The organism is Geomonas oryzae, from assembly GCF_004117875.1.
Lineage (GTDB): Bacteria > Desulfobacterota > Desulfuromonadia > Geobacterales > Geobacteraceae > Geomonas > Geomonas oryzae.
This window is the reverse complement of record NZ_RAHW01000002.1, coordinates 217,495-235,364: the sequence shown is the minus strand read 5'-3', so window position 1 is coordinate 235,364 and position 17,870 is coordinate 217,495. Positions and strand designations below refer to the sequence as shown.

At 63.5% G+C, this 17,870-nt stretch carries 14 protein-coding genes; 7 read left to right on the top strand and 7 right to left on the bottom strand.

The features are described 5' to 3' along the window. Positions 1–9 precede the first annotated feature (9 nt). From pfkA to D6Z24_RS05750, 3 genes are all read right to left on the bottom strand, one after another. The gene (gene pfkA, locus D6Z24_RS05760) at positions 10–969 is read right to left on the bottom strand and encodes a 6-phosphofructokinase (RefSeq protein WP_129125614.1); all 960 of its coding nucleotides are present in this window, start codon (positions 967–969) and stop codon (positions 10–12) included. Between the two features lie 117 nt (positions 970–1,086). Continuing rightward, the gene (locus D6Z24_RS05755; protein ID WP_129126085.1) at positions 1,087–2,340 is read right to left on the bottom strand and encodes a replication-associated recombination protein A; all 1,254 of its coding nucleotides are present in this window, start codon (positions 2,338–2,340) and stop codon (positions 1,087–1,089) included. A 51-nt stretch (positions 2,341–2,391) separates the two neighbouring features. Continuing rightward, complete coding sequence (locus D6Z24_RS05750) at positions 2,392–4,887, bottom strand: glycogen/starch/alpha-glucan phosphorylase (RefSeq protein WP_129125613.1); 2,496 nt, start codon at positions 4,885–4,887, stop codon at positions 2,392–2,394. A 138-nt stretch (positions 4,888–5,025) separates the two neighbouring features. Between D6Z24_RS05750 and D6Z24_RS05745 the strand changes: the two genes are divergently transcribed. The 4 genes from D6Z24_RS05745 to D6Z24_RS05730 all read left to right on the top strand — a co-directional run bounded on the left by D6Z24_RS05745 (position 5,026) and on the right by D6Z24_RS05730 (position 9,558). Further along, positions 5,026–5,892 carry an NAD(+)/NADH kinase gene (locus D6Z24_RS05745; RefSeq protein WP_129125612.1) on the top strand — a complete coding sequence of 289 codons (867 nt, stop codon included), beginning with the start codon at positions 5,026–5,028 and terminating at the stop codon, positions 5,890–5,892. Further along, positions 5,893–7,554, top strand: coding sequence for a DNA repair protein RecN (recN, locus tag D6Z24_RS05740; protein ID WP_129125611.1), 1,662 nt, complete (start codon positions 5,893–5,895; stop codon positions 7,552–7,554). After that, a complete protein-coding gene (locus D6Z24_RS05735; RefSeq protein WP_129125610.1) occupies positions 7,551–8,000 on the top strand; it encodes an N-acetyltransferase in 450 nt (149 codons plus the stop codon). Before recN ends, D6Z24_RS05735 begins: the two co-directional genes overlap by 4 nt. A gap of 217 nt (positions 8,001–8,217) precedes the next feature. Continuing rightward, positions 8,218–9,558, top strand: coding sequence for a TldD/PmbA family protein (locus tag D6Z24_RS05730; RefSeq protein ID WP_129125609.1), 1,341 nt, complete (start codon positions 8,218–8,220; stop codon positions 9,556–9,558). A gap of 56 nt (positions 9,559–9,614) precedes the next feature. Here the strand turns inward: D6Z24_RS05730 and D6Z24_RS05725 are convergent, their stop codons facing one another. From D6Z24_RS05725 to D6Z24_RS05710, 4 genes are all read right to left on the bottom strand, one after another. Further along, complete coding sequence (locus D6Z24_RS05725) at positions 9,615–9,899, bottom strand: ArsR/SmtB family transcription factor (protein ID WP_162604587.1); 285 nt, start codon at positions 9,897–9,899, stop codon at positions 9,615–9,617. Positions 9,900–9,961: 62 nt separating this feature from the next. Continuing rightward, positions 9,962–10,891: an ABC transporter ATP-binding protein gene (locus D6Z24_RS05720; protein ID WP_456237285.1), complete on the bottom strand. Its 930-nt coding sequence runs from the start codon at positions 10,889–10,891 to the stop codon at positions 9,962–9,964. 53 nt (positions 10,892–10,944) lie between these two features. Then, on the bottom strand, positions 10,945–11,907 hold the full coding sequence (locus D6Z24_RS05715) for an ABC transporter ATP-binding protein (RefSeq protein ID WP_129125607.1): 963 nt from the start codon (positions 11,905–11,907) through the stop codon (positions 10,945–10,947). A 92-nt stretch (positions 11,908–11,999) separates the two neighbouring features. Then, the gene (locus tag D6Z24_RS05710) at positions 12,000–14,114 is read right to left on the bottom strand and encodes an HD domain-containing phosphohydrolase (RefSeq protein WP_129125606.1); all 2,115 of its coding nucleotides are present in this window, start codon (positions 14,112–14,114) and stop codon (positions 12,000–12,002) included. 366 nt (positions 14,115–14,480) lie between these two features. On the opposite strand from D6Z24_RS05710, the gene D6Z24_RS05705 reads away from it, so the two are divergent. The 3 genes from D6Z24_RS05705 to tgt all read left to right on the top strand — a co-directional run bounded on the left by D6Z24_RS05705 (position 14,481) and on the right by tgt (position 17,857). Further along, positions 14,481–15,572 carry a SpoIID/LytB domain-containing protein gene (locus tag D6Z24_RS05705; RefSeq protein WP_246014580.1) on the top strand — a complete coding sequence of 364 codons (1,092 nt, stop codon included), beginning with the start codon at positions 14,481–14,483 and terminating at the stop codon, positions 15,570–15,572. A gap of 1 nt (position 15,573) precedes the next feature. After that, positions 15,574–16,599: a tRNA preQ1(34) S-adenosylmethionine ribosyltransferase-isomerase QueA gene (gene queA, locus D6Z24_RS05700; RefSeq protein ID WP_129125604.1), complete on the top strand. Its 1,026-nt coding sequence runs from the start codon at positions 15,574–15,576 to the stop codon at positions 16,597–16,599. 133 nt (positions 16,600–16,732) lie between these two features. After that, on the top strand, positions 16,733–17,857 hold the full coding sequence (gene tgt / locus D6Z24_RS05695) for a tRNA guanosine(34) transglycosylase Tgt (RefSeq protein ID WP_129125603.1): 1,125 nt from the start codon (positions 16,733–16,735) through the stop codon (positions 17,855–17,857). Positions 17,858–17,870 lie beyond the last annotated feature (13 nt).

Sequence of the window (17,870 nt, the reverse complement as noted above, 5' to 3'; positions counted from 1 at the left end):
GCCCGCTGACTAGATGCCGAGAATCATCGAGAGCTCGTGCAGCTCGTCCTGGGTGGTCTTCTCGCTCACCACCACGGTTTCAAGAAGCGTGCTGCAGATCTCGCCGCAGCAAAGCCCCACCATCTTCCCCATCTCTCCCGCCAAAAGTTGCTCGACCGCGGCATGGCCGAAGCGGCTCCCGAGCAGCCGGTCGAACACCGACGGTGCGCCGCCGCGCTGGTAGTGGCCGAGCACGGTCACCCTGGTTTCGAAGCCGATGGCGTCCTTGATGTTGTCCGCGATGTTCTGGGCGCGACCTGCCCCTTCGGCGAGGATGATGATGGCGTTGCTGCGTCCTTCCTCGTAGCGCCTGCGCAACTGGTTGCAAAGGTCGGTCACGTCGTACTCGACCTCGGGGATGATGGCGTACTCGGCGCCGGTGGCGATGGCGGACATGCTGGCAAGGTAGCCGGAATTTCTCCCCATCACCTCGATGACGAAGGCGCGGTCGTGGGAGCTCGCCGTGTCCTTGATGCAGTCGACGGCGTAGATGATGTTGTTGAGGGCGGTGTCGACGCCGAGCGCCATGTCGGTGAAGGCTATGTCGTTGTCGATGCTGGCCGGGATCCCCATTACCGGAACCCCCATCTTGTGCAGGGCGAGGGCGCCGTTCAACGAGCCGTCCCCTCCGATCACGACGAGCCCCTCCACCCCGAAGTCCTGCAGGTGCCGCACCGCCTTCTCCCGCCCGAGCACGGTGCGGAACTCCTCGCTGCGCGCGGACTGCAGGAAGGTCCCGCCGCGGTGCAGAATGCCCGCCACGTCCTTCGACTTCATCTCGAAGAAGTCACCTTTCAGAAGGCCCGCGTACCCCTTGCGGAAACCAACCACCTCCACGCCGCGCCCGAGGGCGGTGCGCGTGGCGCTCCTTATCGCGGCGTTCATGCCGGAACAGTCGCCGCCGCTTGTCAGAATCCCTATCTTCTTCATCTGTCGCTCCGCTTTGATCTTGCCGCCCTTGACGTTTCCCTCCGCAGGAGGGGGCTCCAAGCAAGGGTTGAATATAGCATGCGTGGAATCGTTTTCAACGACAGGGGTAGGGCGCCGCTAGGCCTTCTCCCGCTCCCCCCTGATCCACTCCATGCGCTCCTTTATGCTCTTCTCGTAGCCGGAGGCTTTCGGCGTGTAAAAGCGCCTCCCGGCAAGCTCGTCCGGCAGATACTGCTGCTCCACGACGCCATCCTTGTGGTCGTGCGGGTAGAGGTAGCCTTTACCGTAGCCCAAGCCCTTCATCAGCTTGGTCGGTGCGTTGCGGATCTGCATCGGCACCGGGAGCCCGCCGGACTTTCTCACCTCGGCGAGCGCCTCGTTGATCCCCGCGTAGCTCGCGTTGGACTTGGGCGCGGTGGCCAGGTAGGTGACCGCCTGGCCTAGGATGATCCTCCCCTCCGGCATGCCGACCAGGCGGAACGCCTCGAGCGCCGAGACCGCCATCTGCAGCCCGCGCGGGTCGGCGTTGCCCACGTCCTCCGAGGCGAAGATCACCATGCGCCGCAAGATGAAAATCGGGTCCTCGCCCGCTTCCAACATGCGCGCGAGCCAGTAGAGCGCCGCGTCCGGGTCCGAGCCGCGCATCGACTTTATGAAGGCGGAGATGACGTTGTAGTGCTCCTCGCCCCCCTTGTCGTATAGCAGCGGCTTTTTCTGCAGCGCGTCGCGCGCCGTCTCCAGGGTGATGGTCCCCCCCTCGGCGAGGCGGGCCGCCATGTCCAAGGTGTTCAGCGCGATCCTCGCATCGCCTCCTGCCTGCTCCGCGATGAAGGCGAGCGCCTCGTCTGCCGCGGTGAGGCCGGCGGCGCCTAAGCCCCGCTCGGGGTCGGCGAGCGCCCCCTTGAGGATCTCGAGGATGTCCTCGTCGGAAAGCGGGTGCAACACGAGCACCTTGCAACGCGACAAAAGCGGCGCGATCACCTCGAAGGAGGGGTTTTCCGTGGTGGCGCCGATCATGGTGAAGGTGCCGCGTTCCACGTAAGGGAGAAAGGCGTCCTGCTGGCTCTTGTTGAAGCGGTGGATCTCGTCCACGAAGAGGATGGTCCGCTTCCCCTGGTACTTGAGGGTCTCCTCGGCTTCCTTGACCACCTCGCGGATCTCCTTCACGCCGCTCATGATGGCGGAGAAGAAGATGAAGTGGCTCTTGGTGGCCCCGGCGATGATGCGGGCGAGGGTGGTCTTGCCGGAGCCGGGAGGGCCCCAGAAGATGAGGGAGGTGATGCGGTCGCTCTCGATGAGCCTTCTGAGCATCTTCCCTTCACCCAGAAGGTGCCCCTGGCCCAGGTATTCGGAGATGGTGCGCGGCCGCATGCGCTCGGCGAGCGGCGCGAATTGTTCTTGGTTGCCGTTGAAAAGATCCAATCAGAGCCTCTGTAGTTCCACGGCCCCCGGGCGGATGTCGATCGGTTTGATGCCCCAGATCTCTCTGGCGTACTCGTCGATGGTCCTGTCGCTGGAGAATTTACCCATGCCGGCGCAGTTCAATATGGCGCGCCGCGCCCACTCACGCTGGTCCTTGAAGAGCGCGGCCACCTGCTCGTGGCAGGCGACGTACGAGGCGTAGTCGGCCAGGAGCATGTAGTGGTCGCCGAGGTCCAGAAGCGAATCGGTGAGCGGGGTGAAAAGCTCGGGAGCCCACGGGGAGAAGAACCCCGAGGAGATCATGTCGATGACACGTTTCAGTTCCCGGTTGCCGTTGTAGTATTCCCGCGGGTTGTAGCCGCGCTCGCGCAGCTGCGACACTTCGGCCGCGGTCATGCCGAAGATGAAGATGTTTTCGCGCCCCACCTCTTCCATGATCTCGATGTTGGCGCCGTCCAGGGTGCCGATGGTGAGCGCGCCGTTCAGGGCGAACTTCATGTTCCCGGTCCCGGACGCCTCGGTCCCGGCGGTGGAGATCTGCTCGGAGAGGTCGGAAGCGGGGAAGATCTTTTCCGCCAGCGAAACGCTGTAGTTGGCGAGGAACACCACCTTGATCCTGCCGGCCACGTCCGGGTCGTGGTTCACCACCGCGGCGACCGCGTTGATGAGCCTTATGATGAGCTTCGCCGCGGCGTACGCCGGAGCCGCCTTCCCGGCGAAGATGAAGGTGCGTGGGGCCACTTCCTGCGCCGGGTTGTCCTTGATGCGGTTGAAGAGGGTGATCACGTGCAGCACGTTCAGAAGCTGGCGCTTGTATTCGTGGATCCGCTTCACCTGCACGTCGAACATGGAGTCGGGATCGACGTCGATGTCGTTATGCTGCTTGATGTAGCGGCAGAGGTCCTCCTTGTTGCCCCGCTTCACCTGCTGCCAGCGCCCGATGAATTCCGGGTCCCCCGCGATGGCGCGGAGCTTCTCGAGCTCGAAGAGGTTCTTGGTCCAGCCGTCGCCTATGTACTCGTCGATGAGGGAGGAGAGGGCGGGGTTGGACATCTTTAGCCAGCGCCTCTGCGTGATGCCGTTGGTCTTGTTGTTGAAACGCTCCGGGTACATCTCGTAGAAGTCGTGGAAAAGCTCGTTTTTCAGGATCTCCGTGTGCAGCGCGGCGACGCCGTTCACCGAGTGGCTCCCGACGATGGCGAGATGCGCCATGCGGATCTTTCTCTCCCAGTGCTCCTCCACGATGGACATGCGGGTGAGGCGGTCGGGCTCGTCCGGGAAGCGCGCCTTGATATCCCTCAGGAACTGCTCGTTGATCTCGTAGATGATCTGCAGGTGCCTTGGGAGGATCTGCTCGAAGAACCAGACCGGCCACTGCTCCAGCGCCTCGGGGAGGATGGTGTGGTTCGTGTAGGCGAAGGTCTTCCTGGTGATCTCCCACGCCTCGTCCCAATCGACCCCTTCCTCGTCCATGAGCACGCGCATCAGCTCGGGGATGGCGAGGGTCGGGTGGGTGTCGTTCAACTGGATGGCAACCTTGTCGGGGAGCTGCCGCATGTCGTGGTGCTTCTTCTTGAAGCGGTACAGAACGTCGTGCACGGTGGCCGAGGCGAGGAAGTACTCCTGCTTGAAGCGGAGCTCCTTTCCTTCCACCACGTTGTCCGCGGGGTAGAGGACCTTGGAGATGGTCTCCGACTGCATCTTCTTTTCCACCGCGCGGATGTAGTTCCCTTCGTTGAAGAACTTCAGGTCGAATTCGCGGCTCGACTTGGCGCTCCAAAGCCTCAGCGTGTTGACGCTGTGGGTCTGGTAGCCCGGGATCGGGGTGTCGTAGGCCATGGCCATGACGTCGTCGGTGTCGACCCATTCGCGCACCAGCTTGCCGTTCTTGTCGAAGGTCGAGATGACCCGCCCGTAGAACTTCACCGTGTGCAGGTGCTCCTGCCGGTCGAGCTCCCAGGGGTTTCGGTAGCGCAGCCAGTTGTCCGGGATCTCCACCTGCGCGCCGTCGGCTATGTGCTGCCTGAAGATGCCGTACTCGTAGCGGATGCCGTAGCCGTAGGCCGGGATGGACATGGTGGCCATGGAGTCGAGGAAACAGGCGGCGAGCCGCCCGAGGCCGCCGTTACCGAGCCCCGCGTCCTGCTCCTCGTTGATGATCTGGTCGAAGTCGTTGCCGAGCGAGGTGACCGCGTCCTTGAAGTCTTCCCAGAGCCCCAGGTTGATGAGGCTGTTGGAGAGGGTTCTCCCCATCAGGAATTCCATCGACATGTAATAGACGCGCTTGTTGTCGGAATTGTAATAGGCCTGTTGTGTGTCGAGCCAGCGCTCAACCAGGTGGTCCCTTACCGCATAGGCGAGAGCGTTATACCTGTCATACGGGGTGGCGGAGTATTTGTCCTTCCCCAATGTGTATTCCAGGTGTTCCAGGAAGGACTTTATGATGAGCATCTGCTCGTCTAGTTCTTCGTTGATACCGATCTGCTCTTCGGTCATGAGTCACCCTGCATCTGCACGTAGTTATTACGGGAAAGGCGTCAATTGGAGCAGCCGCACCGCCCCAGTTTTCCGTTGGACATGATACAACAACTGTGCTAGTAAATCCTAGATTACAGTACAAGTAAAGGGCCAGTGATGAAAAAAATCGCCATTTTCGCCAAAGTGCACGATCCGCGCTGTCTCGGGGTCGCAGAGGAGCTCATCGAGTGGCTGGCGGCCCGCGGCGTCACCGCGCAGGTAGAGGAACACCTCTCCAGGCGTCTCAGGCGCACGACGCTGGCCGAAAGCGCCGAGAGCTCGGACGTCGCGCAGGATGCCGACCTGGTCGTGGTTTTAGGCGGCGACGGCACCCTCATCGCGGCGGCCCGGCTCTTGGGGGAGCGCGACGTACCGATCCTCGCGGTGAACCTTGGGAGCCTTGGCTTTCTCACCGAGATCACCCTTGGGGAGCTCTACCCCTCGGTCGAGCGCAGCCTAGCCGGCGATTTCGAGGTGAGCGAGCGCATGATGCTCATGGCGAGCGTCGAGCGCGACGGCGAGGTGGTCGAGCTGCACCGCGTGCTGAACGACGTGGTCATCAACAAGGGGGCGCTGGCGAGGATCATCGACATGGAGACCTCGGTGAACGGGCGCTACCTCACCACCTTCAAGGCGGACGGCCTCATCATATCGACCCCCACCGGCTCCACCGGTTACTCCCTCTCCGCGAACGGGCCGATCCTCCACCCCGAGCTCGAGTGCATCTCGCTTACGCCAATCTGCCCGCACACCCTGACCAACCGGCCGCTCGTCATGGCGGCGGACGCGCACATAGCGATAAAGCTGAACTACGCCCCCGACGAGTCCGTCTTTTTAACCCTCGACGGGCAGGTCGGCATGAAGCTCGTCTCCGGCGATACCGTTCAGATCACCAAGGCCGCGCACGTGACCCGGCTCATCCAGTCCCGCAGCAAGGACTACTTCGAGGTGCTCCGCACCAAGCTCAAGTGGGGTGAACGGTAAGTGCTCAGAGAACTCCAGATCACCAACCTCGCCATCATCGACAAACTCCACGTGGAATTCAGCCCCGGGCTCAACATCCTGACCGGCGAGACCGGTGCGGGAAAGTCGATCATCATCGATGCCGTGAACCTGATCCTCGGCGGACGCGGCAGCTCGGACCTGATCCGTTCCGGCGCGAAGGAGGCCTCCGTGGAAGCGGTCTTCGATCTCACCGGGCGGGACGCGCTTCTCGAGTCTCTTGCCGCGGCGGGGATCGAGTGCGACGGTGAGCTCCTCGTGCGTCGCTCGGTGGCGCCCGGCGGCAAGAACCGCGTCTTCATCGGCGGCGGGCTCGCCACCACGGCCCTTCTTGCCGAGGTGTGCCGCAGCCTGATCAACATCTACGGCCAGCACGACGCCCAGACCCTTTTGAAGACCGACCAGCACCTGCTGCTTCTGGACGGCTTCGCGGGGAGCCTCCCCCTGCGCCACGAGTTCGCCGCCCGCTTCGACGAGTACCAGGGGGCGAGGCAGGAACTGAAGGCGCTCGAGGAGGGTGAGCGCGAAGCGGCGCGCCGCCTCGACCTCATCGCCTTTCAAAGCGGCGAGATCGCCGACGCGAAGCTCGTCCCCGGCGAAGAGGAGGAACTCTCCGAGGAACGCGTGCGCCTTGCCCACAGCGGCAGACTCATGGAGGTTTCCCAGGGTGCCTTCGACGAGCTTTACGGCGGAGACGCCACCATCCTCGGCGGTCTCACCGGCGTGATCCAGGGGGTGGGCGACGCAGGGCGCATCGACCCGGCCCTGGCACCGGTCGCGGCTGCGCTGGAAACGGCCTACGCCCAGCTCGAGGACGCCGCCCTTTCCCTGCGCGACTACGCAGCACGCATCGATTCCGACCCGGCGCGCCTCGAGGAGCTCGAGGATCGGCTCGACCTCATCAACCGCCTGAAGAAGAAATACGGCGCAACGGTGGAGGAGATCCTCGCCTACCAGGCCGAGATCGACGCCGAACTCGCCGCGCTCACCAACCGGGGCGAGACCCGCGAGGAGCTGCTCTCGCGCATCGGTGCTCTCGAAGAGGAACTGGCGGCGCTCGGCGCAAAACTTACCGGCGCGCGCGAGGCGGGAGCCGTCCGGCTAAAGGAAGGGATGGAGCGCGAACTCTCCGAGCTCGCCATGAAACACGCCGTGTTCGAGACCTCCTTCGAGAGAAGCGCCGATCCCAAGTCTTTCGGCTTCGAACGGGCCGAGTTCCTCTTTTCCCCCAACCCGGGCGAGCCGCCGAGGGCGATCGCCAAGGTCGCCTCGGGGGGCGAACTCTCGCGCCTCATGCTCGCTTTGAAGCAGCTCCACCCCGACTCCGAGGTCCCCACCCTGATCTTCGACGAGGTGGATACAGGCATAGGGGGCGCGACCTCGGCGCTCGTAGGCGAAAAGCTGAAGCGCGTGGCGCGCGAACAGCAGGTGCTCGCCATCACCCATCTCCCGCAGGTGGCCGCCTTCGCGGACCAGCACCTGAAGGTGGAGAAGGGGGTGGAAAACGGAAGGACCGCCACCAGCGTCCAGCTCCTGGAAGGAGAGGAGCGGGTGGCCGAGGTGGCGCGCATGCTTTCGGGCGCGCGCGTCACCGACAAGACCCTGGAACACGCCAGGGAGATGATTCAGGAGGCGGCAAGATGATCAGAAAGGCCAGAATCGGCGACGTAAAAGACATCCAGAAACTGTTGACCAACTTCGCGAGCCGGGGCGAGATGCTCTCGCGCTCGCTTTCCGAACTATACGAGGCGCTGCGCGACTTCTACGTTTTCGAGGAGGACGGGCAGCTCTTGGGCACCTCGGCGCTGCACATCGTCTGGGAGGACCTGGCGGAGGTGCGCTCCGTGGCGGTCGCCGAGAGCGTCGGGCGGCGCGGCATCGGGAGCCAGGTGGTGGGCGCCTGCATCGATGAGGCGCGCTCGCTTGGGCTTAAGCGTCTTTTCTGCCTAACCTACAAGCCCGACTTCTTCGCGAAGTTCGGCTTCAAGGTGGCCGACAAGTCCGAACTCCCGCACAAGGTGTGGGGCGACTGCATCAAGTGCGTGAAGTTCCCCGACTGCGACGAGATCGCGATGATACTGGAGCTCTGAGGGGCCAACCAGTAGCTCTCTGCACCTCTTGAAGGGGCCTGCCCCTCTGGCGTCCCCGCCCCCGGAGGGGGAGGGACAGGGAGGGGGCGCAGCCCAGGTGACTGGCTCCGCAGGTGCCTGTCGCCCTTAGAATCTTCCCCCCTCCCAGCCTCCCCCCTCCGGAGGGAGGGGCGCTTCACGCAACTTTCTCAAGTTGACCAATTTTTGCGAGGTACCCATGGAACTGACCCGTCACGCTGAGACGGTGGAGCGCCTTATCAGGCAAAGGCGGATCGACGGCTGGGAGATCGCACTCTACGCCTCGCGCGATCTCGCCATCGAGGTGAAAGAGGGAAAGGTGGACGCCTTTCGCAGCGCGGAACCTTTCGGGGTGGCGGTGCGCCTCCTGGCAGGCGACGGGCTCGGCTTCTCCTTCTCCACCACGATGGACCCGGCCGCGCTCGAACGGATGGTGGACGCGGCCCTGGTCGCCGCCCGCATGCAGAGCCCGGATTCCTGGTACACCCTTCCCGGACCCGCCGCGGCCTACCCCGAACTTCCCTGGCTCTACGACCCCGCACTTCCTTCCATCGACGAGGAAATGAAGATCGGGCGCGCCCTCGAGCTCGAACGCCTGGTGCGCGCCTACGATCCGCGCGTGAAAAGGGTGAGAAAGTGCAGCTACGGCGAGTCGGTCTACCATACCCTGGTCCGGAACTCGCACGGCCTGAATGCCGCGACGATGGGAAGCTACAACAGCTGCAGCGTTTCCGCCGTGGCCGAGGCCGACGGCGACGCACAGACCGGCTGGGATTTCGCCTTTGCCCCGAGCTTTGCCGCCATCGATCTCGAAAAGGTGGCCGCCGGTGCCGGCCGCAAGGCGACGGCGCTTTTAGGCGCCCGCACTCTTCCCACCATGCGCTGCCAGGTCGTGCTCGACAACCGCGTGGCGGCGGACCTCCTCGACGTCTTAGCCACCTCCTTTCTCGCCGAGAGCGTGCACAAGGGGAAGTCGCTCCTCGCCGGGAGGGTAGGGGAGAGCATCTTTTCCGAGCTCGTCTCGGTGCGCGACAACGGGCTTCTCGAGGGGGGGATGGGGAGCGCCCCCTGCGACGGCGAGGGGGTGGCGCAGCAGGATACGCCGCTCGTCACCGCGGGCGTGCTTCAGGGGTATCTCTACGACAGTTACTGGGCGAAGCGCCTTGGTGCTGCCTCCACCGGGAACGCACAGCGCGGCGCCATCAAGAACCCGCCCCGGCTCGGTGCGAACAACCTCTTCATCGAGCCGGGAACGTCGGGCGCAGACGCGCTTGTCGGCGGCGTGGCCAAGGGTGTGCTCATCACCGACGTGATGGGGATGCATACGGCAAATCCCATTACCGGCGATTTCTCGGTGGGGGCCTCCGGTTTCTACGTGGAAGGGGGGGAGCTTAGGTATCCGGTGAAGGGGCTCGCCCTTGCCGGAAACCTGTTGGAACTCTTCAGGAAGGTGGATATGGTCGGCAGCGACCTGCGCTTCTTCGGATCAACCGGGGCGCCGTCGCTCAGGATCGCGGAACTGGACGTGAGCGGCACTTAAATGCCGCACCCCCAAAAGGGTGCGGCACAAAAGCCATTCCCGCCTGAATGCTTCTTTTACGGTTCGGCGTGCAGGATCTCGATCAGCCTGCGCACGAACGGGCTCACCACGGCGTAGTGCACCTCGACCCCGTCGCGGGTCCCCTCGATGATCCCCTTGTTCTTCAAAAGCGCCAGGTGCTGCGACACGGTCGCCTGCGGCAATGCGAGGCACTCCCAGATGTGCTTCACGTTGCACTCCTGGGCGCAAAGCCCCGCAACTATTTTCAGGCGGATCGGGTGCCCGAGCACCTTCAGCATTTCCGCTTCTTTCCCGTAATCCTTCGTCTTGTCAAATGCCAAGTTGGTATCCTCCGTCTGTGCTAGAAAACAATCTATATATGCTAATTGGACTTGTCAACGAATTACTTGCTGCCGCCTAGGTAGATTTCCTCAGAGAAATGACAGGCGGCTTTTTGTCCCGGTACCTTCTCAACGAGTTCGGGGCGCGTCCGGCTGCACACCTCGCGCGCGTACGGGCAGCGCGGGTGGAAGGGGCAGCCGCTGGGCGGCGACACCGGGGAGGGGAGCTCCCCCTTGGCGATCACGTGCTTTCTGCGCCTGCTCGGATCGATGCTCGGGATGGCGGAGAGCAGCGTCTCGGTATAAGGGTGCAGGGGGCGCGAGAGCACCGCGTCGCGGCTTCCGGTCTCTACGATCCTCCCGAGGTACATGACCGCCACCCGGTCGCTCATGTGTCTGAGCACCGAGAGGTCGTGGGTGATGAAGAGGAAGGCGAGCCCGAGGTCCTTTTTCACCTCCTGGAGCAGGTTGATGATCTGCGCCTGGATCGAGAGGTCGAGCGCGGAAACCGGTTCGTCGGCGATCACGAGCTTCGGGGCTACGGCGAGGGCGCGGGCGATCCCGATCCTCTGGCGCTGCCCGCCGGAAAACTCGTGGGGAAAACGCATCATCTGCTCGGGGGAAAGCCCCACTCGCTGCATGAGTTCCGCCACCCGTTCGCGCCGCTCCGACGCGTTGCCGATGCCGTGGATCGCGAGCGGCTCCCCGACGATCTCGGCGACCCGCATGCGCGGGTTCAGCGAGGAGAAGGGGTCCTGGAAGACCATCTGCACCTCGCTGCGGTAGCGGGTGAGCTCCTCCTTCGACATGGCGGCGAGTTCGCGACCATGATAGCGGATGCTCCCGGAGGTCGGCGCGGTGAGCCCGGTTAGAAGTCTCGCCATGGTCGATTTGCCGCAGCCGGACTCGCCGGCAAGACCCAGGGTCTCCCCCGGGTAAAGCTCCAGGTCCACCCCTGCGACGGCGGTCAAGGTCCTTTTTGGGGCGAACATCCCCCCGCGCACCGGGAACTCTTTCACCAGGTTTTCGGCGGTAAGTATGGGGGTCACGATACCTTCCTGCAGCGCACGAGATGTCCCGGCGCCACCTCGCGCATTTCGATGTCAGCTTTGCCGCACTCCGCGTCCCCGATCGGGCAGCGCTCCCTGAAGGGGCAGCCGACGAAGTCGCTTTTCAGGTCGGGGACCCCGCCGGCGAAGGTGGCGAGCTTTTCGCCCGGCGTGCCGAACTCTGGAAGCGAGGCGAGAAGCCCCTTCGTGTACGGGTGCAGCGGGTTTGCGAAGAGCTCCTCGGTGGCGGCGCTCTCGACGATCTCGCCGGCGTACATGATGGCGGTTTTGTGGGCGCGCTCGGCCACGATGCCGAGGTTGTGCGTGATCAGGACGAGCCCCATCTTGTTTTGCGCCATGAGCCGGTCCAAAAGCTCGAGGATCTGGGCCTGGATGGTGACGTCGAGGGCGGTGGTCGGCTCGTCGGCAATGACGAGCTCCGGTCCGCAGGCAAGCGCCATGGCGATCATCACGCGCTGGCGCATGCCCCCCGAGAGCTGGTGCGGGTAATCCCTGATGCGCTCTTTAGCCGCCGGAATCCCGACCTGGGTGAGGAGCTCGACCGCTTCGCGTTCGGCGGCTGCAGCCGAGAGGCCGCGGTGGATCCTGAGCCCCTCCGCCACCTGAGAGCCGACGGTGAAGACCGGGTTCAGAGAGGTCATAGGGTCCTGGAACACCATGGCGATCCGGTTGCCGCGGACCTCGCGCATACCCTCTTCGGAGAGCTCCAGGAGCTCCTTCCCCTTGAAACGGATCGAACCGGCGACGATTCTGCCCGGGGGAGGGACCAGGCGCAGTACTGAGGCGGCGGTGATGCTCTTGCCGCAGCCCGATTCGCCGACGAGCGCGAGGGTCTCCCCGGCCTCCACGGCGAGGTCCACGCCGCGCACCGCTTTCACCGTCCCGCCCTTCACGCGGAACTCGGTACGCAGTCCTGTTATTTCGAGAAGTGCCGGCACGAGGCTCTCCGGTTACCTGTTGGGGTACAAAAATGGCGCGAACCGGCTCTGCGGGCCGCGCTGCAAAAGTTTACCTTATACCATTATTCGGATTACTGGGCAATAAGGGAGTGTGACGCGTTGTTATTTGATTTCTGCGAGGCCGACACCACGTGCAGACCCAGGTACTCCTCGCGGTGCGGCAGGAAATTCGGCGTCTTCAACAGCTTGATGAAGATGGGCACGAGCTCGGGGTCGAACTGGGTTCCGGCATTTTCGGCGAGCTCCTGTATGGCTACCTCCAGCTTGAGCGCCTTGCGGTAGGGGCGGTCCGAGGTCATGGCGTCGAAGCTGTCGGCGATGGCGAGGATCCTGGACTCGAGGAGCAGCTCCTGGCCGGTGAGGCGGTTTGGGTACCCTTTGCCGTCGTAGCGCTCGTGGTGCTGTCCGATGCAAAGGCGGACGTCGTGCAAAAACTCGATCGGCTCCAGGATCTTCATCCCTATGCTCGGGTGCTGCTGCAACTCGGCTACATCCTCGCTGGTGAGGACGTCCTCCTTGTGCAAAAGCGAGAGGTCGATGCCGATCTTGCCGATGTCGTGCAAAATGGCGGCGCGCTCGATGACTTTAAGGCGGTTGGCCGGGAGCTCGAGTTTCCGGGCGAGGGCGAGGGAGAAACGGGTGACGCGCTCGGAGTGGCCCCGGGTGTAGCTGTCGGAGGCTTCGATGGCGGAGACGAGCGCCTGAATCGTGTTCAGGTAGGTCTTTTGCTGCTCGTCGTAGAGCATCGCGTTCTTCATGGCGATGGAGGCCTGGGCGGCGATGGTGGAGAGGAGCTCCAGCTCCTCGTGGTTGTAGACCGTGTTGTTCAGCTTGTTGACCACGGTGAGGGTGCCGATGATCTCGTCCTTCACCATGAGCGGCGCGCAGATCAGGGTCTTTCTCTCGAACCCGAGCGGGCTCACCCGGTCGAACTCCGGCGTCAGGGCGATGTCGGTGATGAGCAGCGGCTTGCTGTTCTGGATCACCCAGCTGGAAACGCTGGAGGGCTTCATCGGGACGCGCAGGTATTGCGCGTTCGGGTCGCGGTAGCCGATCAGGTTGGTGATGCGCAGCTCGCCGCGCTCGGCGTCGTACAGCACGATATAGCCGACCTGGGCCTGGAGCGTGTCCATGGTGGTCTTCACCACGAGCTGGTAGAGGTCCTCGACCTCGATGGTGGAGTTGATGGCGAGACCCAGGCGGTTCAGGGTGGAGAGTTTGGCCACCGCCTTCTCGAGGTTGGTGTTCTTGTCCTCCAGCTCCCCGGCGAGGTCGGCGATCTTGTAGTTCGCCTCCTCGATCTCCTCGATGCGCTCCTCGAGGGTGATGTTCAGGTTCTCGATCTCGCGGATCTGCTCCTCGAGCCTGCCGTTCATCTGGTGCGTTTCGCGGTGGTGTTCCAGCTTCTCCTGGGCGCGGGCGAGTTCCCGCTCGTGGTTGACCGTCGCCTCCATGAGGTTCGTCATGGTGCCGACCATGTGGTTGAAGCTGCTGCCGAGGGTGTACATCTCTTGGCTCGAGGTGAGGCTGATCTCCTGGTCGAATTCGCCGTGCTCCACCTTCTCCATGGAACGGATCAGCTTGCGTATCGGGCGCTCCACGTAGATGACGAGGAATACGAATATGGTCGCCACGGTGAGGAGCACGAGCATGATCGCGGAGACCACGGCTATGTTGCGCTCCCGGGTGATGAACCCGTTCATGTAGCCGAGCGAGAGCTTGATCTCGAGAAGACCGAGCGTCTCCTTGCTTGCCGGGTGGCATTTATAACACTGGGGGGCGTTGAAGATGCGCGCGTAGGAGAGGAAGACCCCGTCCTCGGGGAGCACGGAGAGGTTCCTGGTCGGCAGTTGCTGCCGCCCGAGCTCGGGGAGCGTAGTGCCGATCTCCTCGCGGTCGGCGGAGTTGAGGATCTTCCCCGACTCGTCGACGATCCGGATGGAGTTCACGAACTCGCGGGACTTGATCCGCGCGAAGATGGCGGCGACCTCGTCGGAACGGCCGGAGAGCATGGCGTTGGCAACGGAACTCTTTATCGTCTCTATGAGTACCGAGGTGTTGCGGTTCGCGATCTCGTGCAGCATTTCCTTCTGCTGCCGGTAGTTCTGATAGGCCACCGTAGAGATAATGACCACCAGTATGACAGTGACCAGGGTCAGTATCTTGATTTTAAGGGAGTTGCACATACGGTTCCGTACTTATAGGTGTGCGGCAAATCACGCAAAAACGCTAGGCCACTCAGCGATATAGCCTTTTTTTCGACTTCTGGCAACTGTTTATTTGGTGTCGGCGGCGCCGCGCCGACGGCTCCAAACCGATTGAGTTCGGCACTTTAGCGCGAGACGGGGGAGGGAACCCCTCCCGGGCGCAACGGTGCCGTCATACATTTAATGAGAATGATAGCAAAACGCTTGCCAATTCCGCCCCCTGCAGCCAAGCATTAGAACGACAAAATTATTGACTTTGTCGGCTGTTCCATGGTTTATATCTAGGGCTTTTCAGGCTCGCGCCAAACCCAAGTGTAAACGGAATTGATGAGTTTCTTCAGGACGTTGATCATAGTTGTCATCTGCCTCGTCGCCGGAGCGAGCGCCGCCGCGACGAGACCCGAGATGGTTCGGGTCGCTTTGATGAGAGGGGCGGAAACGGTCCGCATCGACGGCGACGGCGTGCTTCTCACCGACGGCAGCGGCGAACCGCTTCGGGTCGAGATGCCCCTCGAGGTGAAGAGGTCGGGAAGAGCGGTAACCGTGAACGGCAGGACCGTGAACCGGCTGGTCGCCTCGGCTTTTTCCCGCGTCACCGTGAACGGCAAAGGGTACCGTGCCCTCATCGAGGTCACCCCTGGAGACAAGGGGCTCCTCGTCGTGAACGAGCTGCCGCTCGAGGAATACCTGATCGGGCTCATCAACTGCGAGATCAGCTCCGCCTGGCCCATCGAGGCGATCAAGGCGCAGGCGGTCATCGCGCGTTCCTACGCCATGTACCAGATCCAGGCGCGCCGGGGTGCCGCGTACCAGCTCGAGTCGAGCGTGATGGACCAGGTCTACGACGGGGCCGACGCCGAGGACGGCCGCGCCGCCTACGGGGTGCGCGAGACCGCCGGAGAGGTCTTGACCTACGACGGCAAGATCATCCAGGCCTTCTACCATTCCAACTGCGCCGGGCACACCGAGTCCTCCCGCAACGTCTGGGGGCTCTCCATCCCGTATCTCCAGGGCGTCCCCTGCCGCTACTGCAGCGAGTCCAACCCCATAAGATGGGATGTTAACCTCACCATGCGCAAGGTGGAGAGCGCGCTCAGGTCGGCCGGGTATCAGGTCTCCGGGCTTAAAGAGCTGCGCGTGCGGGGCCGCAACCAAAGCGGCAGGGTGCAGGAAGTCGTTGCCGAGTGCGCCCGCGGGCAGGTGGCCGTTCCCGGCGTCGCCTTCAGAAAGGCGCTCGGCTACGGCGTCGTCAAGAGCACCAACTTCGAACTGCGCATGAAAGGCGACGACCTCCAGGTGGTCGGCACCGGCTCCGGGCACGGGGTAGGCCTTTGCCAGTGGGGCGCCAAGGGGCGCGCCAACGAGGGGTTCGCCTACAAGGAGATCCTGACCTACTACTACCCCGGGGTGAAGCTTGCCGAGGGGTACGGTCGATAACATGCGTCTTTCCGATTTCGACTACGAACTTCCGCCGGAGCTGATCGCGCAGCACCCGGCGAGCCGCAGGGACGCCTCCAGGCTTTTGACCCTGGACCGGGCAAGCGGGGCGGTTGCCGAGACCACCATCGCCTCCATAGCCGGAGAGTTCCGGGCGGGCGACCTGCTTATTTTGAACGACACCCGCGTCATCCCGGCGCGGCTCAAAGGGCAGAAGGAGACCGGCGGAGCGGTCGAGGTTTTCCTGGTGCGTCGCCTCCCCGGCACGGCCGAGATCTGGAGCTGCCTCATCAAGGCCTCCCGCTCTCCCGGCGAGGGGACCCGCATCCTCCTTACCGGCGGCGTCACCGCGACCGTGGTGTCGCGCGAGGACGGGGAGTGGCAGGTCCTCTTCGAGGGGGCGGCCGACTTCATGAGCTGGGTGGAGGGGGCCGGGAGCATGCCGCTTCCCCCTTACATCAAGCGGCAGCCCGAAGGGGAGGATCTGGAGCGCTACCAGACCGTGTTCGCCCGCGAGAAGGGGGCCGTCGCCGCCCCGACCGCCGGGCTTCATTTCACCCCGGAGCTCTTGGACGAGATCCGGAGCCGGGGCGTCGCGATCGCGCCGGTCACCCTGCACGTGGGGCTTGGGACCTTCATGCCGGTGCGGGTGGAGGAGCTCTCCGAGCACACCATGCACCGCGAGAGGTACCGGATCCCCGAGGAGACCGCCGCCGCCATCCGCCGCACCAAGGAGGCGGGGGGGAGGGTGATCGCCCTTGGAACCACCTCGCTTCGGGCCCTCGAGCATGCCGCGGCCTCCGGGGAACTCGTTGCCGGGGAGCGTGAGGCGGACATCTTCATCCTCCCCGGGTACCGTTTCCGCGTGGTCGATGCACTGATAACTAATTTTCATCTCCCCAAATCGACACTATTTATGTTAGTGTGCGCATTCGCCGGGAAGGAGACCATGCTTGAGGCCTACGGCGAGGCGGTGAAGCGGCGCTTCAGGTTCTTCAGCTACGGGGATGCGATGTTCATCTCCTAAGGGCCTTTACCACCCTTTGCGAAGGGGGGCAGGGGGGATTTGCCTTTGTCTAGCCGGCTGAAATCCCCCTAAATCCCCCTTCGCGAAGGGGGACTTAAAACCGATCACAGAATTCAGTAACGGGAACCATTTATTGTCAGCCATATCGTTTGAACTCATCAAGAAGGACCCGGGCTGCGCGGCCCGGGTCGGCTCTCTGACAACAACGCACGGCAGGATCGAGACCCCGATCTTCATGCCGGTCGGCACGCAGGCGACGGTCAAGGCGATGACGCCGGAGGAACTGGTCGAAGTCGGCTCCCAGATCATCCTGGCGAACACCTACCACCTCTACCTGCGCCCCGGGCACGAGCTGATCGGGCGTCTGGGCGGCCTGCACCGCTTCATGCACTGGGACCGCCCCATGCTGACCGATTCCGGCGGCTTCCAGGTCTTCTCCTTAGGCGAGCTGAGGAAGATCTCCGAAGAGGGGGTGAAGTTCCGCTCCCACATCGACGGCTCGCGCCACTTCATCTCTCCCGAGGTCTCCATCGCGATCCAGGAGGCGCTCGGCGCCGACATCGCCATGTGCTTCGACGAATGTCCGCCGTACCCGGCGGAGCGCCGCTACGTGGAGAAATCGCTCGAGCTGACCACGCGCTGGGCGAGGCGCTGCAAGGAGGCCCACAAGCGCGAGGACCAGGCCCTCTTCGGCATCGTCCAGGGGGGGATGCACGGGGACTTGAGGCGCGAGAGCGCGAAGCAGATCACCGACATAGGCTTCGACGGCTACGCGCTGGGCGGCCTCTCGGTAGGCGAAGAAAAGGAAGTGATGCACGGCATGATGGCCGAGTGCAGCGACATCCTTCCCGAAGACGCGCCGCGCTACATCATGGGGATCGGGGCGCCCGAGGACCTGGTCGAGGCGGTCTACAACGGCTTCGACATGTTCGACTGCGTCATGCCGACGAGAAACGCGCGCAACGGTGCGCTTTTCACGAGCTTCGGCAGGATCAACATCAAGGCCGCGCAGTTCGCCGAGGAGCAGGGGCCGATCGATCCCCTCTGCAACTGTTACGTCTGCCGCAACTACTCGAGGGCCTATCTAAGGCACCTGTACCGCAGCCAGGAGATCCTCGCCTCGCGGCTTAACAGCTGGCACAACCTGCACTTCTTCCTGAACCTGATGAAAGAGGTGCGGGAGGCGATCGGCAAGGGCGAATTCGTGCAGTTCAGGAAAGACTTTTATGCGGCAAGAAGCGCCGCTTTGCACCAGTGAAAAGAGCAAGAAA

Excerpts from the sequence above, each read along its gene's own strand:
- pfkA (WP_129125614.1), bottom strand. The coding sequence starts at position 969 with ATGAAGAAGATAGGGATTCTGACAAGCGGCGGCGACTGTTCCGGCATG.
- D6Z24_RS05755 (WP_129126085.1), bottom strand. The coding sequence starts at position 2,340 with ATGCGGCCGCGCACCATCTCCGAATACCTGGGCCAGGGGCACCTTCTG.
- D6Z24_RS05750 (WP_129125613.1), bottom strand. The coding sequence starts at position 4,887 with ATGACCGAAGAGCAGATCGGTATCAACGAAGAACTAGACGAGCAGATG.
- D6Z24_RS05745 (WP_129125612.1), top strand. The coding sequence starts at position 5,026 with ATGAAAAAAATCGCCATTTTCGCCAAAGTGCACGATCCGCGCTGTCTC.
- D6Z24_RS05735 (WP_129125610.1), top strand. The coding sequence starts at position 7,551 with ATGATCAGAAAGGCCAGAATCGGCGACGTAAAAGACATCCAGAAACTG.
- D6Z24_RS05730 (WP_129125609.1), top strand. The coding sequence starts at position 8,218 with ATGGAACTGACCCGTCACGCTGAGACGGTGGAGCGCCTTATCAGGCAA.
- D6Z24_RS05720 (WP_456237285.1), bottom strand. The coding sequence starts at position 10,891 with ATGTTCGCCCCAAAAAGGACCTTGACCGCCGTCGCAGGGGTGGACCTG.
- D6Z24_RS05710 (WP_129125606.1), bottom strand. The coding sequence starts at position 14,114 with ATGTGCAACTCCCTTAAAATCAAGATACTGACCCTGGTCACTGTCATA.
- queA (WP_129125604.1), top strand. The coding sequence starts at position 15,574 with ATGCGTCTTTCCGATTTCGACTACGAACTTCCGCCGGAGCTGATCGCG.